This window comes from Streptococcus sp. HMSC074B11 (assembly GCF_001808705.1).
Lineage (GTDB): Bacteria > Bacillota > Bacilli > Lactobacillales > Streptococcaceae > Streptococcus.
Genome location: NZ_KV794273.1, coordinates 151601 through 169236, shown reverse-complemented (window position 1 = coordinate 169236; position 17636 = coordinate 151601). Strand labels below are relative to the sequence as shown.

The window sequence follows — 17636 nt, the reverse complement described above, 5'->3', positions numbered from 1 at the left end:
AGAGTTTGTTAGTCTGAATATGTCGGAATGAGGGGCAATATTAAAAAACTAATCAATAAGTATTAAACTTTCTATAAAAAGCAAATAAAGGTGGTTAGTGGAAAAGTTTTTAAAATCATAAAAACGCATAATAGCAAGTTCTTTAGATACTTGTTATTATGCGTTTTATCATGAAATTTCACTTGATTTTTTAATAAAGTTGTAATTTTGACATTATAGACTTGTAGAGTGTTTTGGTTGTACTTTTTGTTCGGGGTCGATATAGTTGATAGCATTATTAACAGCAGTTGGTGCTTCACCTAGACCGGTCGCAATCAAGTCAATCTTACCTTCGTAGTAGCAACAGTCACCGATAGCGTAAATTCCAGCTTGGCTAGACTCCTGCTTGCTATTGACGATAATCTTGTGACGGTTAAGGTCAAGTCCCCATTTTTTAAGATTACCGACAGAAGATTTAAAGCCATAGTTGACAAAGAGGTGGTCCAATTCAATGGTTTCGGTTTCATCGGATTTGACTTTTGTAATTTCAAGCTTGTCTAAAGTTTTTCCATCTCCAAGAAGTTGACTCGGAACAAATGGTGTTTTGATAGTTACAGAAGACTCTTGCAAGGCTTGTACGCTATGCTCAAGTGCACGGAAGTTATCGCGACGGTGCACAAGTGTAGTTGAAGCAATCTTTTCAAAAGCTAAAGCCCAGTCAACGGCAGAGTCACCACCGCCCAGAATGGTTACCTTCTGACCAGCGTATTGTTGAATATTAGAAACGTGGTAGCGGATATTGTCATAGCCTTCAACACCTTCTAATTCGAGTGGACGTGGTTTGAAAGCACCTCCTCCCATAGCAATAATAACGGTTTTAGAAGTATGGTTTCCCTTATTGGTTGTAATCTTAAAAACATCATCCTCTTTTTCAATCTCAAGAACAGTTTCATTGAGGTGAACAGGCGTCTCAAACCCTTCAAGTTGTTCCAAAAGGCGGTTAGTCAATTCTTCCCCTGTGAGGTTTGGAAAACCAGGAACATCGAGAATTTGTTTTTCAGGATATAGGATAGCAGGCTGACCACCTAGTTGAGGAAGAGAATCGATGATTTGTACTTTGGCTTGACGAAGGTGAGCATAAAAGGCTGCGAAAAGACCGACAGGTCCACCTCCTACAATGGTAATATCATATAGTTCAGACATGGTTTCTCCTTAATTCATTTCTATCATTTTATTCTATCATATTTTCTACCAATTTAAAATGAAGTAGGGGGAAGAAAATTTTCATATAAAATGATATAATGAAGAGTAGCTTTTTTATGGAGAGGAGGCCTAGAATGAATTTTCAACAATTATCTAATCTTCAATACTGGTCTAGTTTATTTTCCAGTCCTTGGAGTATTCTGATAAATGTGATTGATATTCTTATCGTTGCCTATATCTTATACCAATTTACAAAATCAATTGCAGGAACCAAGATTATGATCCTGGTTCGAGGTGTTTTAGTGTTTATCTTAGCTCAGATAGCGGCAAATACCCTAGGCCTGACAACTATTTCCTGGTTGATCAATCAATTGATTACTTACGGTGTTATCGCAGCGGTTGTTATTTTCTCTCCAGAAATTCGGACAGGTTTAGAGCGATTAGGACGTGCGACTGATTTCTTTTCAAGTACACCAATGAGTTCAGAAGAACAGATGATTCAGGCCTTTGTTAAAGCAGTTGAATATATGAGCCCGCGAAAAATTGGAGCACTGGTATCAGTTCAGCGTGTCAGAACCTTGCAGGAATATATATCTACTGGGATTCCTTTAGATGCTAAGATTTCTGCAGAACTCTTAATCAATATCTTCATTCCAAACACACCTTTACATGATGGTGCAGTCATTATAAAAGGTGATCGTATAGCTGTAACATCTGCTTATCTTCCACTTACTGAAGACACTGGTATTTCTAAGGAGTTTGGAACGCGACACCGTGCAGCCATTGGTTTATCTGAGGTTTCTGATGCTCTCACTTTTGTGGTATCAGAGGAAACTGGAGGTATTTCCATTACCCATAATGGTGTCTTTAAGCATGATTTAACAATGGAAGAATTTGAGGAAGAGCTACGTCGTATCCTGATTCCGGAAAATTCACAAGAGCCAAGCTTAACAGAGCGTATATTAGGAGGCTGGAAGAATGAAAAAAAATAGTTTATATATCATCTCCTCACTCCTCTTTGCTTGCGTTTTATTTATTTACGCTACCTCTATAAATTATCAAAATAATAATAATGCAAGACCGGCTCGAACAGAAACCTATACCAATACGGTCGTAAATGTACCGATTGACATTCAGTACGATAGTGAGCAGTACTTTATTAGCGGTTTTAGTTCAGAAGTAACGGTATTTTTAACTGGATCCAATCGAGTGACCTTGGCTAGTGAGATGCAAGAAAGCACTCGTAAATTTAAGGTTACTGCAGATTTAACACAGGCGTCAGAAGGAACCGTTGAAGTTCCCTTGACCATTGAGAATCTACCAAGTGGTTTAACAGCCCTAGCAACACCGCAGAAAATCACCGTTAAAATTGGGAAGAAAGCAACAAGGGATAATTTACCAGTCACTCCACAGATTGACTCTGGTAAGATTGATGAACGAATTCTCATCGATAGTGTGACTGTTTCAGATGAACGCGTTTCGGTTACTAGTGATGCTGATACCTTATCCAAGATTGATAAGATTGTGGCTGTTTTACCAACTAGTGAAAAAATTACAGGAAATTATACAGGTTCAGTTCCTCTACAAGCTATTGATAAGAATGGAACAGTTTTACCAACGGTGATTACACCGTATGAAACAACCATGAAGATAACAACGAAACAAGCTAGATCAGCAAGTAGTTCTAGCTCAGCAACGACAAGCTCATCTTTGGGCAGTTCGTCTTCAACTAGTTCTGAAACCAAGTCAGACTCTTCAAAAAAAGATTAATAAAACAATAGAAAAGGATAAAAAAATGGGTAAATATTTTGGAACGGACGGAGTCCGTGGAGAAGCAAACGTAGAACTTACGCCAGAATTAGCTTTTAAATTGGGACGTTTTGGAGGTTATGTTCTCAGTCAACATACGACTGAAGCACCAAAAGTTTTTGTAGGACGTGACACTCGTATCTCAGGTCAAATGCTAGAAGCGGCTTTGATTGCTGGTCTCCTTTCAGTCGGAATTCACGTTTATAAGCTTGGAGTTCTTGCAACACCAGCAGTAGCATATTTGGTGAAAACTGAAGGAGCGAGCGCAGGTGTCATGATTTCAGCTAGCCACAATCCAGCCCTTGATAACGGGATTAAATTCTTTGGTGGTGACGGCTTTAAACTTGACGATGATAAAGAAGCAGAAATCGAAGCCTTGCTAGATGCCAGTGAAGATACTCTCCCACGTCCAAGTGCAGAGGGCTTAGGTACGGTTGTTGACTACCCAGAAGGTTTACGTAAGTATGAATCCTATCTTGTTTCAACTGGAACTCCTCTTGAAGGGATGAAGGTTGCCTTGGACACTGCTAACGGAGCAGCTGCAACCAGTTCTCGTCAAATTTTTGCAGACCTAGGTGCTCAATTAACAGTTATCGGTGAAACACCAGATGGCCTTAACATCAACTTGAACGTTGGTTCAACTCATCCAGAAGCTTTGCAAGAACTTGTAAAAGAAAGCGGGTCAGCTATTGGTTTAGCCTTTGATGGTGATAGCGACCGTTTGATTGCTGTTGATGAAAATAGCGAAATTGTCGATGGTGACAAGATTATGTACATCATTGGGAAATACCTCTCTGAAAAAGGTCAATTGGCTCAAAACACGATTGTGACAACAGTTATGTCCAACCTCGGTTTCCATAAGGCCTTGGATCGTGAAGGAATCAATAAAGCAGTCACTGCTGTTGGAGACCGCTATGTAGTTGAAGAAATGAGAAAATCTGGCTACAATCTCGGAGGTGAGCAGTCAGGTCACGTTATCTTGATGGACTATAATACTACTGGTGATGGTCAGCTTTCAGCTGTTCAATTGACCAAGATCATGCAAGAAACAGGTAAGAGTTTGTCTCAATTGGCCTCAGAAGTGACAATTTACCCACAAAAATTGGTCAATATCCGTGTGGAAAATACCATGAAAGAAAAAGCTATGGAAGTTCCTGCTATCAAAGCTATTATCGAGAAGATGGAAGAAGAAATGGCAGGAAATGGTCGCATCCTCGTTCGCCCAAGTGGAACGGAGCCACTCTTGCGTGTCATGGCTGAAGCCCCAACCACTGAGGAAGTAGACTATTATGTAGACACTATTGCTCAAGTTGTTAAAACTGAGATTGGTATTTAGTAAATCTAGCAGAAAATAAAAAAATATGGTACAATGGCAACTATATTGTACCAATGGAGATGAAAATGAATTTAAAACGTGAACAAGAATTTGTTAGCCAGTATCACTTTGATGCGCGTAACTTTGAATGGGAAAATGAAAATGGAGCACCTGAAACTAAGGTAGATGTAAACTTCCAGTTGCTTCAGCATGATCAAGAAAATCAAGTTACCTCTTTAGTAGTTGTTTTGAGCTTTATGATTGTCTTTGATAGATTTGTCATTAGTGGAACGATTTCTCAAGTCAACCATGTTGAAGGTCGTATTATCGATCAACCAAGTGATTTCAGCCAAGAAGAGGTTGAGACACTAGCTCGTCCATGTTTGGACATGCTTAATCGTTTGACTTATGAAGTAACAGAAATTGCCCTTGATTTACCGGGAATTAATTTGGAGTTTTAAGAAATGAAATTAGCGGTCATAACAGACTCATCTGCTTTTCTACAAGCGGAAGCCTTGCGGAAAGAAGATTTATTTGTGCTAGACATTCCTGTGAATATCGATGGACAGGAGTATGTTGAAGGTGTAAATCTAACCGCTCAAGAATTTTATGAAAAAATGGCTTCAGCAAGCGAATTACCAAAAACGAGCCAACCAAGTATTGCCAAGTTGGATGAAATTTTATCATCATTAAAAGCTAAAGGCTATACACATGCCTTAGGTCTTTTCCTATCTTCTGGAATATCAGGATTTTACCAAAATATCCAGTATATGAAGGATGAATATGAAGGGTTAACCATTGCCTTTCCTGATACCCGTATTACAAGCGCTCCCCTAGGCTATATGGTTGAAAGTGTCTTGAAATGGGCAGAGCAAGGAGATGGCTTTGAGTCTATCTTAGATAAAGTAACTGAACAAATTGAAAATACCTCAGCCTTTATTATGGTGGATGATCTTGACCATCTAGTTAAGGGTGGACGACTCTCTAATGGTGCGGCTATTTTGGGGAATCTCCTTAGTATCAAGCCAATCCTTTGCTTCAATGACCAAGGTGTGATAGAAGTATATGAAAAGGTTCGTACAGAGAAAAAGGCTACAAAACGCTTGGTTGAAATTGTTAAAGAAGCAACAGCTAATGGGAATTACCAGATTACTGTCATTCACGGGAATGCTCCTCAAAAAGCAGCAGATTTGCGTCAGCTTTTGATTGATGGTGGAGTGGCTACAGATGTTTCAATTGCAACTTTCGGTAGTGTTATTGGGACTCACCTGGGAGAAGGAAGTATTGCTCTGGGCTATACACCCATAATCTAGACTGTTTTTAGGGATAGCTAAGGTCCTTTGTATCTTAGCAATTGAACACGGACTACCTGCTTCTTGAAAAAAGCTGCCTGTCTTGCCTTTCGTGGAAAGTCAGTGCCATTCCCTATTTTTCATAGGCAGCTAAGGTCCTTTGTATCTTGATAATTGAACACGCCTGAAACCCTGTGTGAAAAAGATAGTTCTTCCAAGGAGTAGATACTCCTTGCTCAGACCTCCTATTTTCACTTTGTGTTTTTACAGGCTTTGTATCTTAAAAATTGAACACGGACTACCTGCCTCTTGAAAAAAGATGCCTGTCTTGCCTTTCGTGGAAAGTCAGCGCCATTCCCTATTTTTCATGGGCAGCTAAAGTCCTTTGTATCTTAAAATTGAACACGCCTGGAACCCTGTGTGAAAAAGATAGTTCTTCCAAGGAGTAGATACTCCTTGCTCAGACCTCCTATTTTCACTTTGTGTTCTTACAGGCTTTGTATCTTAAATAGGAGTAGAGATTGAGATGAGTATTCGAGTAATTATTGCTGGTTTTAAGGGAAGAATGGGCCAATCTGCTTGTCAAATGGTTTTGTCTGATCCTGAACTTGAACTGGTAGCGGTTTTAGATCCTTTTGAGTCTGCATCTGACTGGCAGGGAATTCCAGTATTCAATGATAAGAATGACTTGGCAGGTTTTGAGGCAGATGTATGGGTTGACTTTACAACACCAGCTGTTGCCTATGAGAATACACGCTTTGCTCTTGAAAATGGATTTGCTCCAGTAGTTGGAACAACAGGTTTCACTAGTCAAGAGATTGAAGAACTAAAAGAATTTTCTCGTTCTAAAAACTTGGGTGGCTTGATTGCTCCTAACTTTGCTTTGGGTGCTGTCTTGCTCATGCAATTTGCGGCACAAGCTGCAAAATACTTCCCAAATGTAGAGATTATTGAGCTTCACCATGACAAGAAAAAAGATGCTCCGAGCGGAACAGCTATCAAAACAGCGGAATTGATGGCAGAAGTTCGTGAGTCTATCCAACAAGGTGCTAGTGATGAGGAAGAACTCATTTCAGGGGCACGTGGAGCCAACTTTGATGGTATGCGAATCCACTCAGTCCGTTTGCCAGGTTTGGTAGCTCATCAGGAAGTTATATTTGGAAATCAGGGAGAAGGATTGACTCTACGTCATGACTCCTATGATCGTAGCTCCTTCATGACAGGAGTGAATTTGGGAATCAAAGAAGTTGTCAAGCGTCATGAGCTTGTCTATGGATTAGAACACTTATTATGAGATTAACACAAATGCCTTCTGAATTTCAGAAGGCTTTACCAGTATTAGAAAAAATTAAAGAAGCAGGCTTTGAAGCCTATTTTGTTGGAGGCTCTGTTAGGGATGCCCTACTCAATCGTCCCATCCATGATGTGGATATTGCGACATCATCTTATCCAGAAGAGACCAAGCAGATTTTTCCACGGACAGCTGACATTGGCATTGAGCACGGAACAGTTTTGGTTTTAGACGGAGACGAAGAGTACGAAGTTACCACTTTTCGAACAGAGGATGTCTATGTAGACTATCGGAGACCGAGTGCAGTTTCCTTTGTCCGCTCTTTAGAAGAAGACCTTAAGCGCCGTGATTTCACAGTTAATGCCTTTGCCTTGGATGAGACAGGGGAAATCATTGATTTATTTGAGGGTCTGAAAGACTTAGAGAATCAAGTTTTACGAGCAGTTGGTGTAGCTAGTGAGCGTTTCAACGAAGATGCCCTACGCATTATGCGCGGATTTCGTTTTCAAGCCAGTCTTGGTTTTGAACTCGAGCAAGAAACCTTTGAAGCCATGAAGACCTTAACGCCACTCTTAGAGAAAATTTCTGTGGAACGTACTTTTGTTGAATTTGATAAACTTCTTCTGGCTCCTCATTGGCGAGTAGGTTTATCTTCCATGATTGAAAGTCAAGCTTATGATTATCTTCCAGATATGGGAGGCAGTCAGGAGCAACTCCAATCTTTGTTTGACCTAGAGGCTGATTTTACCTTCGAATCTTCTGAACAAGCCTGGGCTGCACTTTTATGGGTTTTAGAAGTGGAAGATGCTCAACAATTTTTGAAACATTGGAAAACTTCGCGTCAATTTGCCAAGCAAGTTCAAGATTTGCTAACAATCTTAGAACTTCGTGAAGAAGGAGAACTAAGCAAGCGCGATTGTTACCGCTTTAATCTAGATTTACTTTTACAGGCTGAAAATCTTCGTCAGGCTCAAGGAAAAGAAGTCAATCCACAGGCCATCACAGAAACTTATCACAGCCTAACTATCCATGATAAGAAAGAAATTCAAATCAATGGTGGGATTTTGATCAAAGAATATGGCTATCAACCAGGACCAGAAATGGGAGAAATTTTAGCAGAGATTGAGTATGCTATTGTGGATGGAGATTTGGAAAATAACTTGGAAGCTATTCATGCCTACTTGAGGGAGAAAAAATGAGTGATTTTACTGTTGAAAAACTAAGTAAATCCGTTGGGGACAAGACCGTCTTTAAGGATATTTCCTTTATCATTCATGACTTGGACAGAATCGGTCTTATCGGCGTCAATGGAACTGGGAAAACAACCCTTTTAGATGTTCTTTCAGGAGTTTCAGGTTTTGATGGTGACGTAAGCCCTTTTTCGGCAAAAAATGATTACAAGATTGGCTATTTGACTCAGGACCCAGATTTTGATGATAGCAAAACTGTCTTGGATACTGTTTTATCGAGTGATTTGAAAGAAATCCAGTTGATCCGTGAGTATGAATTGCTCATGCTCAACTACAGTGAGGATAAGCAAGCCCGTTTGGAACGGGTTATGTCGGAGATGGATTCTCTCCAAGCTTGGGAAATTGAGAGTCAGGTCAAGACAGTTCTCAGCAAGTTGGGAATTCAGGATTTATCAACTCCCGTTGGAGCCCTGTCAGGTGGTTTGCGAAGACGGGTTCAGTTGGCCCAAGTGCTGTTAGGAAATCATGATCTTTTGCTTTTGGATGAACCAACCAACCACTTGGATATTGCCACCATTGAGTGGCTGACCCTCTTTTTGAAAAATTCCAAGAAAACGGTTCTCTTTATCACCCACGATCGTTATTTCCTAGATGCGCTTTCGACGAGAATTTTCGAGTTGGACCGAGCTGGTTTGACCGAATATCAAGGAAATTACCAAGACTATGTTCGTCTCAAGGCTGAACAGGATGAGCGTGACGCAGCTCTTCTTCACAAAAAAGAGCAACTTTATAAGCAAGAATTGGCCTGGATGAGACGACAACCACAGGCTCGTGCAACCAAGCAACAAGCTCGGATCAATCGTTTCCATGATCTGAAAAAAGAAGTCTCAGGAACTACAGCTGAGACAGACTTGAGCATGAATTTTGAAACTAGCCGTATCGGTAAAAAGGTCATCGAGTTTAAGGATGTTTCCTTTGCCTATGACGACAAACCGATTTTGCAAGATTTTAATCTTTTGGTACAAGCCAAAGACCGTATCGGAATCGTTGGTGACAATGGTGTTGGGAAGTCAACCCTTCTTAACCTCATTGCAGGAAGTCTTGAGCCAACAGAAGGCCAAGTTATCATCGGCGAAACGGTTCGCATCGCCTATTTCTCTCAACAAATCGAAGGCTTGGATGAGAGTAAGCGGGTTATCAATTATCTGCAGGAAGTGGCAGAAGAGGTTAAAACCAGCGGTGGCTCTACGACCTCTATCGCTGAGTTACTAGAACAATTTCTCTTCCCGCGTTCAACACACGGTACTTTGATTGAGAAGTTGTCTGGTGGTGAGAAAAAACGACTTTACCTCCTTAAACTACTCCTCGAAAAACCCAATGTGCTCCTCTTGGATGAACCAACAAATGACCTAGACATTGCGACCTTAACAGTTCTAGAAAATTTCTTACAGGATTTTGCCGGCCCAGTTTTGACAGTTAGTCACGACCGTTATTTCTTGGATAAGGTGGCGACTAAGATTCTTGCCTTTGAGAATGGCACCATCCGTCCGTTCTTTGGCCACTATACCGACTATCTGGATGAAAAGGCCTTTGAAGCAGAAGCGGTAACGCAAAGTCAAAAGGCTGACAAGGAAAAAGTGGTCAAAGTCCGTGAAGAAAAGAAACGCATGACCTACCAAGAAAAGCAGGAGTGGTCAAGTATTGAAAGCGATATCGAAAACTTGGAGAACCGCATTGCTGAGATTGAAGAAGAAATGCTAGCAAATGGTTCTGACTTTGGGAAACTAGCTACCCTTCAAAAAGAGTTAGACGAGAAAAATGAAGACTTACTGGAAAAATATGAACGCTATGAATATTTAAGTGAGTTGGTATAATGGAAGAAACAATTATTAAATGGAGTAGTAAGAAAATCGTTTTGAGCTTTGTTCTTTACCTACTAGAATTGGCTCTTCTACTTTGGATCTTTTCGTTTTTGCTGAGCTATCCCGAAGAACCACCTATGGGATTGGTGGCTTTAATTCTCTTTATTGTTTTCTTAATCATCATCGTTGGCTTCATTTTGTATCAACGTTTGCGACTGCTTTTTTCTGATAAAGAGTATTTGAAATGTACGGCTCAAGGATTTTTCTATAAACCATATCCAAAGAAAGACTGGCAGTTTTATTCTTGGGGACAAGTTGAAAACTTTGCCCTCACGAGAATTAAAGGTAGTAGACATTCAAGTGATTTTTATATGATTGAGGTTCATTTTTTTGATCGAGAACTTTTGAAAAGTACCTCTTTATGGGGACGTCTACGAACTAGGTTTACTACCAAGAAGAATTCTAACGTTTTAAAAATTCCAATCTACTTGCTGGATGTCGGTTTACCGCGAAGAGTATTTGAAACCATGTCCTACTTTGAGCGAGAGTGGCGCATCGAACAAAATCGTCAAGGCAATCACAAATCTAAAAGCAAAAAGAAGGAAAGATTTCATTAAACGAGCAATAGTTACAGATTTGATTAGAAGCCTTGGGCTCAGTTTCCAGGGTTTCTTTCTATTTCTCTTTTCTAAGATTTATGGTATAATAGGGAGTAAAAACTTAAAAAGAAAGAAATGCTATGAACTTAAAAGATTACATTGCAAGTATTGAAAATTATCCACAAGAAGGAATTACATTCCGTGATATCAGCCCTTTGATGGCTAACGGCAATGCCTACAGCTACGCTGTTCGTGAAATTGTTCAATATGCTACTGACAAAAAGATTGATATGATCGTAGGACCAGAAGCACGTGGATTTATCGTTGGATGTCCAGTTGCTTTTGAGTTGGGAATTGGTTTTGCACCTGTGCGTAAACCAGGAAAATTGCCACGCGAAGTGATATCAGCTGACTATGAAAAAGAATATGGTGTTGATACTTTGACTATGCACGCAGATGCTATCAAACCAGGACAACGTGTTCTGATCGTAGATGACCTCTTGGCAACAGGTGGTACTGTTAAGGCTACAATCGAAATGATTGAAAAATTGGGTGGAGTCGTAGCAGGTTGTGCCTTCTTGATCGAACTTGATGAGCTTAAAGGTCGTGAAGCTATCGGAGATTACGACTACAAGGTGCTTATGCATTATTAATGAAAAACAGTCCCTAGGGCTGTTTTCTCTTCATCTGATATAAAAAAAGGCTATATCTAGTTAGAGAAAAACTATAATTGAAAACTATATCTTCTTACAGTATAATAAAGGGAAGGACTTTCGTCAGCTGATTTTTCATTTGACGACTGTATGTTCACTTGAGCCTAAACTTGATACAGTAAGGAGATTTCCATGCCGATTCGAATAGATAAAAAATTACCAGCAGTTGAGATTTTACGAACGGAAAATATTTTCGTCATGGATGACCAGCGGGCGGCTCATCAGGATATTCGACCACTGAAAATTCTGATTTTAAACTTGATGCCACAGAAGATGGTTACAGAAACTCAGCTTTTACGACATTTAGCTAATACTCCTTTGCAGTTAGATATTGATTTCTTATATATGGAAAGTCATCAGTCGAAAACAACTCGTTCTGAACATATGGAGACTTTTTATAAGACTTTTTCGGAAGTTCAAGACCAGTATTTTGATGGCTTGATTATCACAGGAGCACCAGTTGAGCATCTCCCTTTTGAAGAAGTGGACTATTGGGAGGAATTTACTCAGGTCATCGATTGGTCAAAGACTCATGTCTTTTCAACCCTGCATATTTGCTGGGGAGCACAGGCTGGCCTCTACTATCGTTACGGCGTAGATAAACACCAGATGGCTCAAAAACTTTCGGGAATTTATCCTCAGGATGTTTTAAAAGAGGGTCATCTTTTGCTGAGAGGTTTTGATGATTTGTATGTGTCTCCTCATTCTCGTCATACAGAAATTCTCAAAGAAGACATTGTAAATAAAACAAATTTAGAGATCTTAGCATCTGGAAAAGAGGTGGGAATCTCTATCCTTGCAAGCCGAGATTTAAGAGAAGTTTATAGCTTTGGACATTTGGAGTATGATCGTGATACGCTAGCCAAGGAATATTTTAGAGATCTAGATGCTGGTTTAGATCCCCATATACCAGAAAATTATTTCAAAAATGATGACATCCATGAACTTCCTTGTATGCGTTGGAGTTCCTCAGCAGCTCTCTTTTTCAGTAACTGGGTAAATTATGCAGTTTACCAAGAAACGCCTTTTGAGTGGAAGAGTGCAGAAGAAGATGTGTCTCATTTTGGATATTTATAAGAGGAATTATGACATATTTAGATGCTTTCAAATCAGGGAACTTGGTGCTACCAAGTGCTCTGCTCTTAAACTACAATCAACTTTTCTCATCAAGCGATGATTTCTTAGTTTGGCAATTCTTTTACCTACAAAATACAACAGCTTTAGGGGAATTGTCCCCAAGCCAGATTGCTGAGAAAATAGGCAAGCAAGTCTATGAAGTCAATCAAGCAATTTCACGCTTGACCGAAAAAGGCTTACTCCAATATCGTACGATTGAACTCAATGGAGAAATAGAAGTTATTTTTGATGCGACTTTGGCTTTAGAGCGCTTAGACCAACTTTTTGAAAAGCAAGAACCAAGCCAAGTGGCACCCGTTAAAAATGATTTGAAAGACTTGGTGGAAACCTTCCAACAAGAACTAGGGCGTCTCTTGAGTCCTTTTGAGATCGAAGATTTAGAAAAGAGTTTGAAAGAAGACGGAACCAGTGCGGACTTGATCAAAGAGGCTCTACGTGAGGCCGTTTTGAATGGAAAACCAAATTGGAAGTATATCCAAGCTATCCTACGGAACTGGCGTCATGAAGGCATTAAGAGTGTAGTCCAGGTAGAGGCGAAGCGTCAGGAGAGAGAAGCGACTAATCCTCAAAATGTTCAAGTTTCTGCAGATTTTCAAAATGCTATGGATCTTTGGAAAGATTAATTTTAAATATTGATAATAAAAAAATGCCTACAGGCTAGAAAAAAATCTGGCTTGTGGGCATTTTTTGTGCGTTTTATACTCAATGAAAATCAAAGAGCAAACTAGGAAGCGAGCCGCAGGTTGCTCAAAACACCGTTTTGAGGTTGTGGATAGAACTGATGAAGTCAGTAACACATATACGGCAAGGAGAAGCAGACGTGGTTTGAAGAGATTTTCGAAGAGTATTAATTGATTAGTTAGCCAGTCCCCAGACACTAAGAGAGCGTTCTGTAACTGGGAAATCTCCATAACCTTCAGCATTGATGGTTACTTGGTCAGGATGGTTACCAAGCAAATCAACAAAGGTTTGGTCAGCCCATTCCTGACCGACGAACATGATTTTGGAATTTGCTTTGGCATTAGAAATCGCGATGGCAAGTGGTGATTGATTGTCAGCTCCTGAACGAATCCAACCGATACAATTAGGGTCATCAAAGTAGTCGGTTTGCTCTCCATAAGCCAACTCTTTTCGGATAGCTAGCAAACGGTCGAGGACATCCTTGAAGTCTTCTTGAGCATATTGACCAGAAATACCATAGTAGTCTCCATAAAAGACACATGGGAGCCCCTGCTCACGCAAAAGAATGAGGGCATAGGCTGCTGGTTTAAACCATTCTTCAACAGTGGATTCAAGTGCTTGGCCACGTTGAGTATCATGGTTATCGACAAAGGTTACAGCTCGGTCTGGATTGAGTTGTACTAGACTATCCTCAAATATGGTTGCCAAATCATAGTTTTCTCCAGCTTTGCTTGCTTCAAAGAGATTTTGGTGAAGGCGAACATCGACAAGATCAAAGCGTTCTTCAATTTTTTCAAGGTAGTCCAGATTTGCTTCCTTGTCTGGATTCCAGAATTCTCCAAAGACATAGAAATCTTGGCCATATTTTTCTTTGATATCGCGAATGAAATTGCGCATAAAGAAAGAGTCAATGTGTTTGACTGCATCCAAACGGAAACCAGTTACACCAGTTGTTTCCATAAACCAATCTACCCAATCGTAGATATTTTTTATCACTTCAGGATGTTTGAAATCTAGATCGGCATACATGAGATAGTCGTAATTGCCATTCTCATTGTCGACTAATTCCTCATGAGCCCAGCCTTTGTTGTCTCCCTGTATCAGATAGATTCCAGATTTACGGCGTTTAGCATCGTAGTCAGTTCCAGTAAAGTGGTACCAGTGCCAGTGGAAGTCATTGTAGGTATCTTGTCGTCCATCAAAAGTAAAACCAGTCCAGCCATTGATGGTAAAAGGTTCTCCTAGTTCCACAGTTCGATCTTCTGGATCCACTTCGATAACTTGAAAAGATTCTAAATGGTCAGCGGCTGCCTTATGATTTAAGACGATATCAGCCATTGGTTGAATCCCATGAGATTTTAAAGTTTGGATGGCATGAAGATAGTCTTCCTTAAAGCCATACTTAGTACGTACAGTACCCTTCTGATTAAATTCTCCAAGGTCAAACAAGTCATAGACGCCATAACCAACATCTTTTTCATTTGTTGCTTTAAAAGCAGGTGGCATCCAAATGTGACTAATGCCTAAGTTAGCTAGGTGTTCAGCGTCGTCAGCTAGGCGCGTCCAGTGTTTTCCATCGTGGGGTAGATACCATTCAAAATATTGCATTAAGGTTTGATTTTTCATAGTTTATCCTCTTACTTACAGTGATGAGAATTATTGTAGCATAAATTCAGCTTCTACGCAAACGTTTGCGCTAGAATTAAACTCTTTAAATTTTATGTCTATTTTTCAACTAGAAGTGTTGAAATATATAAAATAAAAATAGTAGGATTAATGGGAGGAAACATTCTCTCAGATAGGGCAAGATGATGGATGAATCAATAGTTTCTATTTTGTGAATTGTCACAAAATTTGTTATAATAGTGTTTATGAATAAAGTATTCGTCAGTAGACGTGTTGAAAAAAAACTAAACCAAGGTCTAGTACTTTTGGAGGAAATTGATTTTCCAGAACTATCTGAAACTGATCAAGAAGTCGAGTTATTGAGTCAAAACAAGCAGTTTTTGGGCAAGGCCTATTTATCTCGTCAAAATAAGGGGATTGGTTGGTTTGTAACGAACCAGAAGCTTTCTTTTAACCAAAAATTCTTTGAAAGTTTGTTTGAAAAAGCCAAACAAAAACGTTCTTCTTACTATCAAGATGATTTGACAACTGCCTTTCGTTTGTTTAATCAAGAAGGCGATGGTTTTGGTGGAATGACTTTGGATCTCTATGGAGATTATGTTGTTTTTTCTTGGTATAACTCCTATATCTATGGACTTCGCCAACAGATCTTAGCAGCTTTTGCTCAGGTTTTCCCTGAAGTCTTAGGTGCCTATGAAAAGATTCGTTTTAAAGGTCTAGACTATGAGTCTGCCCATATCTATGGTCAAGAAGCACCAGAAAATTTTACAGTTCTTGAGAATGGTGTCCTCTATCAAGTCTTTATGAACGACGGTCTTATGACAGGCATCTTCTTGGACCAACATGAAGTGCGTGGTAGCTTGGTTGATGGTTTAGCCATGGGCAAGTCCTTGCTAAATATGTTTTCCTACACAGCAGCTTTCTCAGTTGCTGCAGCCATGGGAGGAGCTAGTGAAACAACCTCTGTAGACCTAGCCAAACGTTCAAGAGAACTGTCAGAAGCTCATTTTCATGCCAATGGACTCAGTCTTGACAGTCATCGTTTCATTGTTATGGATGTCTTTGAATACTTTAAATACGCTAAACGTAAGGGCTTATCTTATGATGTGATCGTTCTTGATCCACCTAGCTTTGCCCGTAATAAAAAGCAAACTTTCTCTGTAGCTAAGGACTATCACAAGTTGATTTCCCAGAGTTTAGAGATTTTAAATCCGGGAGGTATGATCATTGCTAGCACCAATGCTGCCAATGTTTCCCGTCAAAAATTTATAGAACAAATCGACAAAGGATTCGCAGGAAGAAAATATCAGGTTCTTCAAAAGTATGGACTTCCAGCAGACTTTGTCTACAATGAAAAAGATGAAAGTAGTAATTACCTCAAGGTGATTAGCATGAAGGTAACTAAATGAAATTAGTCGTTTCAGTAATGCCAAAGAGTTTAGAAGAGGCGCAAGGAATCGATGCCATGCGGTATATTGATGCTGATATCATTGAGTGGCGTGCCGATTTCCTACCAAAGGAAGCTATTTTACAGGTAGCCCCAGCTATTTTTGAAAAATTTGCAGGTCGCGAACTCCTCTTTACCCTACGAACTCGTGCTGAGGGAGGCGAAATCGATTTGGATTCGGCAGAGTATGTACAAATTATCAAAGATGTAGCTCAACTCTATCAACCAGAATATATTGATTTTGAGTATTTTTCTCACAAGGATGTTTTTGAAGAGATGCTTGATTTTCCAAATCTAGTCTTGAGTTATCATAACTTTCAAGAAACTCCAGAGAATATGATGGAAATCTTATCCGAGCTAACCAGTCTAACTCCGAAAGTGGTTAAAGTATCGGTTATGGCTCAAACAGAACAAGATGTATTGGACCTTATGAACTTTACACGTGGCTTTAAAACATTGAACCCAGAACAAGAATATGTGACGATTTCTATGGGGAAAGTGGGTAAGGTTTCTCGTATCACTTCAGATGTGACGGGTTCTAGCTGGTCTTTCGCAAGTCTGGACGAAGCCAGTGCTCCAGGACAGATTTCACTTTCTAGCATGAAAAAAATTCGGGAGATACTAAATGAAGATTGATGGCTACACACGTTTAGCAGCTGTAGTCGCCAATCCTATCAAACATTCCATTTCTCCCTTCATTCACAATCAAGCTTTTGAAGCAACTCATACCAATGGTGTTTATGTAGCTTGGGAAGTAGAAGCGACTGACTTGGCAGAAACAGTTGCAAATGTTCGTCGCTATCAGATGTATGGGATCAATCTTTCCATGCCTTACAAGGAGCAGGTGATTTCTTATCTGGACCAGTTGAGTGAAGAAGCTCGGTTGATTGGTGCTGTCAATACAGTGGTGAATCGAGAGGGAACTTTAATCGGATATAACACAGATGGCAAGGGATTCTTTAAGAGCTTGCCTTCTTTTAAAATATCTGGGAAAAGAATGGTATTGTTAGGATCAGGCGGTGCAGCCAAGGCAATTTTGGCGCAGGCAATCTTGGATGGAGTCAGTCAAGTTTCTGTCTTTGTACGTTCGGCTTCAATAGAAAAAACAAGACCTTACTTAGAAAAACTACAAAATGAAACAGGGTTTAAAGTAGATTTATTTGCTTTAGAAGATGTTTCTGAACTGCAAGCAAGGATAATTGATTCGGTTTTACTGGTAAATGCGACTAGTGTTGGCATGGATGGAGTATCTCTGCCAATCCCATCAAGTGTCGTTTTACCAGAGAAGCTTTTAGTAGCTGATGTGATTTATCAACCCTTTGAGACACCATTTTTAAATTGGGCAAGAAACCAGGGCAATCATGCTGTTAATGGCCTGGGTATGTTGCTTTACCAAGCAGCTGAAGCTTTTCAGTTATGGACCGGAAAGGAAATGCCAACCGATCAAATCTGGGAATTACTAAAACAAAAGTATCAAAAATGAAAAAAGGAG

At 39.8% G+C, this 17636-nt stretch carries 17 protein-coding genes; 15 read left to right on the top strand and 2 right to left on the bottom strand.

Annotated elements, in window-relative coordinates; genetic code table 11:
- Positions 1–213: 213 nt before the first annotated feature.
- Positions 214–1182, bottom strand: coding sequence for an NAD(P)/FAD-dependent oxidoreductase (locus tag HMPREF2619_RS05750; RefSeq protein WP_070459924.1), 969 nt, complete (start codon positions 1180–1182; stop codon positions 214–216).
- Positions 1183–1316: 134 nt separating this feature from the next.
- On the opposite strand from HMPREF2619_RS05750, the gene cdaA reads away from it, so the two are divergent.
- The 12 genes from cdaA to HMPREF2619_RS05690 all read left to right on the top strand — a co-directional run bounded on the left by cdaA (position 1317) and on the right by HMPREF2619_RS05690 (position 13013).
- Entirely contained in the window at positions 1317–2174 is an 858-nt protein-coding gene (cdaA, locus tag HMPREF2619_RS05745) for a diadenylate cyclase CdaA (RefSeq protein ID WP_070459921.1), read from the top strand.
- The gene (locus tag HMPREF2619_RS05740) at positions 2161–2952 is read left to right on the top strand and encodes a CdaR family protein (RefSeq protein WP_070459918.1); all 792 of its coding nucleotides are present in this window, start codon (positions 2161–2163) and stop codon (positions 2950–2952) included. Before cdaA ends, HMPREF2619_RS05740 begins: the two co-directional genes overlap by 14 nt.
- Positions 2953–2977: 25 nt before the next feature.
- Positions 2978–4327, top strand: coding sequence for a phosphoglucosamine mutase (gene glmM / locus HMPREF2619_RS05735; RefSeq protein WP_070459915.1), 1350 nt, complete (start codon positions 2978–2980; stop codon positions 4325–4327).
- 65 nt (positions 4328–4392) lie between these two features.
- Positions 4393–4767: a DUF1149 family protein gene (locus HMPREF2619_RS05730; protein ID WP_001050093.1), complete on the top strand. Its 375-nt coding sequence runs from the start codon at positions 4393–4395 to the stop codon at positions 4765–4767.
- A 3-nt stretch (positions 4768–4770) separates the two neighbouring features.
- Complete coding sequence (locus tag HMPREF2619_RS05725) at positions 4771–5619, top strand: DegV family protein (RefSeq protein WP_070459912.1); 849 nt, start codon at positions 4771–4773, stop codon at positions 5617–5619.
- A 505-nt stretch (positions 5620–6124) separates the two neighbouring features.
- The gene (dapB, locus tag HMPREF2619_RS05720) at positions 6125–6892 is read left to right on the top strand and encodes a 4-hydroxy-tetrahydrodipicolinate reductase (RefSeq protein ID WP_049530212.1); all 768 of its coding nucleotides are present in this window, start codon (positions 6125–6127) and stop codon (positions 6890–6892) included.
- Positions 6889–8088, top strand: coding sequence for a CCA tRNA nucleotidyltransferase (locus tag HMPREF2619_RS05715; protein ID WP_083279604.1), 1200 nt, complete (start codon positions 6889–6891; stop codon positions 8086–8088). Before dapB ends, HMPREF2619_RS05715 begins: the two co-directional genes overlap by 4 nt.
- Positions 8085–9953, top strand: coding sequence for an ABC-F family ATP-binding cassette domain-containing protein (locus tag HMPREF2619_RS05710; protein WP_070459904.1), 1869 nt, complete (start codon positions 8085–8087; stop codon positions 9951–9953). Before HMPREF2619_RS05715 ends, HMPREF2619_RS05710 begins: the two co-directional genes overlap by 4 nt.
- Positions 9953–10558: a hypothetical protein gene (locus HMPREF2619_RS05705; RefSeq protein ID WP_070459901.1), complete on the top strand. Its 606-nt coding sequence runs from the start codon at positions 9953–9955 to the stop codon at positions 10556–10558. The genes HMPREF2619_RS05710 and HMPREF2619_RS05705 overlap by 1 nt, the downstream gene beginning before the upstream one ends.
- A gap of 122 nt (positions 10559–10680) precedes the next feature.
- Positions 10681–11193 carry an adenine phosphoribosyltransferase gene (locus HMPREF2619_RS05700; RefSeq protein WP_001049312.1) on the top strand — a complete coding sequence of 171 codons (513 nt, stop codon included), beginning with the start codon at positions 10681–10683 and terminating at the stop codon, positions 11191–11193.
- Positions 11194–11385: 192 nt separating this feature from the next.
- Positions 11386–12330 (top strand): homoserine O-acetyltransferase MetA, encoded by a 945-nt coding sequence (gene metA / locus HMPREF2619_RS05695; protein ID WP_001122704.1) that lies wholly within the window; start codon positions 11386–11388, stop codon positions 12328–12330.
- Between the two features lie 8 nt (positions 12331–12338).
- Positions 12339–13013: a DnaD domain-containing protein gene (locus tag HMPREF2619_RS05690; protein ID WP_070459898.1), complete on the top strand. Its 675-nt coding sequence runs from the start codon at positions 12339–12341 to the stop codon at positions 13011–13013.
- 232 nt (positions 13014–13245) lie between these two features.
- Here the strand turns inward: HMPREF2619_RS05690 and HMPREF2619_RS05685 are convergent, their stop codons facing one another.
- Positions 13246–14697, bottom strand: coding sequence for an alpha-amylase (locus HMPREF2619_RS05685; protein ID WP_070459895.1), 1452 nt, complete (start codon positions 14695–14697; stop codon positions 13246–13248).
- Between the two features lie 245 nt (positions 14698–14942).
- Between HMPREF2619_RS05685 and HMPREF2619_RS05680 the strand changes: the two genes are divergently transcribed.
- The 3 genes from HMPREF2619_RS05680 to HMPREF2619_RS05670 are packed head-to-tail and all read left to right on the top strand — an operon-like array spanning position 14943 to position 17627.
- Positions 14943–16106, top strand: a complete 1164-nt coding sequence (locus tag HMPREF2619_RS05680; protein ID WP_070459892.1) for a class I SAM-dependent rRNA methyltransferase — start codon at positions 14943–14945, stop codon at positions 16104–16106.
- The gene (gene aroD / locus HMPREF2619_RS05675) at positions 16103–16780 is read left to right on the top strand and encodes a type I 3-dehydroquinate dehydratase (RefSeq protein ID WP_070459889.1); all 678 of its coding nucleotides are present in this window, start codon (positions 16103–16105) and stop codon (positions 16778–16780) included. The genes HMPREF2619_RS05680 and aroD overlap by 4 nt, the downstream gene beginning before the upstream one ends.
- On the top strand, positions 16770–17627 hold the full coding sequence (locus HMPREF2619_RS05670) for a shikimate dehydrogenase (RefSeq protein ID WP_070459885.1): 858 nt from the start codon (positions 16770–16772) through the stop codon (positions 17625–17627). The genes aroD and HMPREF2619_RS05670 overlap by 11 nt, the downstream gene beginning before the upstream one ends.
- Positions 17628–17636 lie beyond the last annotated feature (9 nt).

Excerpts from the sequence above, each read along its gene's own strand:
- HMPREF2619_RS05690 (WP_070459898.1), top strand. The coding sequence starts at position 12,339 with ATGACATATTTAGATGCTTTCAAATCAGGGAACTTGGTGCTACCAAGT.
- HMPREF2619_RS05700 (WP_001049312.1), top strand. The coding sequence starts at position 10,681 with ATGAACTTAAAAGATTACATTGCAAGTATTGAAAATTATCCACAAGAA.
- cdaA (WP_070459921.1), top strand. The coding sequence starts at position 1,317 with ATGAATTTTCAACAATTATCTAATCTTCAATACTGGTCTAGTTTATTT.
- HMPREF2619_RS05740 (WP_070459918.1), top strand. The coding sequence starts at position 2,161 with ATGAAAAAAAATAGTTTATATATCATCTCCTCACTCCTCTTTGCTTGC.
- HMPREF2619_RS05670 (WP_070459885.1), top strand. The coding sequence starts at position 16,770 with ATGAAGATTGATGGCTACACACGTTTAGCAGCTGTAGTCGCCAATCCT.
- HMPREF2619_RS05715 (WP_083279604.1), top strand. The coding sequence starts at position 6,889 with ATGAGATTAACACAAATGCCTTCTGAATTTCAGAAGGCTTTACCAGTA.
- HMPREF2619_RS05730 (WP_001050093.1), top strand. The coding sequence starts at position 4,393 with ATGAATTTAAAACGTGAACAAGAATTTGTTAGCCAGTATCACTTTGAT.
- HMPREF2619_RS05725 (WP_070459912.1), top strand. The coding sequence starts at position 4,771 with ATGAAATTAGCGGTCATAACAGACTCATCTGCTTTTCTACAAGCGGAA.
- HMPREF2619_RS05710 (WP_070459904.1), top strand. The coding sequence starts at position 8,085 with ATGAGTGATTTTACTGTTGAAAAACTAAGTAAATCCGTTGGGGACAAG.
- HMPREF2619_RS05750 (WP_070459924.1), bottom strand. The coding sequence starts at position 1,182 with ATGTCTGAACTATATGATATTACCATTGTAGGAGGTGGACCTGTCGGT.
- dapB (WP_049530212.1), top strand. The coding sequence starts at position 6,125 with ATGAGTATTCGAGTAATTATTGCTGGTTTTAAGGGAAGAATGGGCCAA.
- HMPREF2619_RS05680 (WP_070459892.1), top strand. The coding sequence starts at position 14,943 with ATGAATAAAGTATTCGTCAGTAGACGTGTTGAAAAAAAACTAAACCAA.
- metA (WP_001122704.1), top strand. The coding sequence starts at position 11,386 with ATGCCGATTCGAATAGATAAAAAATTACCAGCAGTTGAGATTTTACGA.
- aroD (WP_070459889.1), top strand. The coding sequence starts at position 16,103 with ATGAAATTAGTCGTTTCAGTAATGCCAAAGAGTTTAGAAGAGGCGCAA.
- HMPREF2619_RS05705 (WP_070459901.1), top strand. The coding sequence starts at position 9,953 with ATGGAAGAAACAATTATTAAATGGAGTAGTAAGAAAATCGTTTTGAGC.
- glmM (WP_070459915.1), top strand. The coding sequence starts at position 2,978 with ATGGGTAAATATTTTGGAACGGACGGAGTCCGTGGAGAAGCAAACGTA.
- HMPREF2619_RS05685 (WP_070459895.1), bottom strand. The coding sequence starts at position 14,697 with ATGAAAAATCAAACCTTAATGCAATATTTTGAATGGTATCTACCCCAC.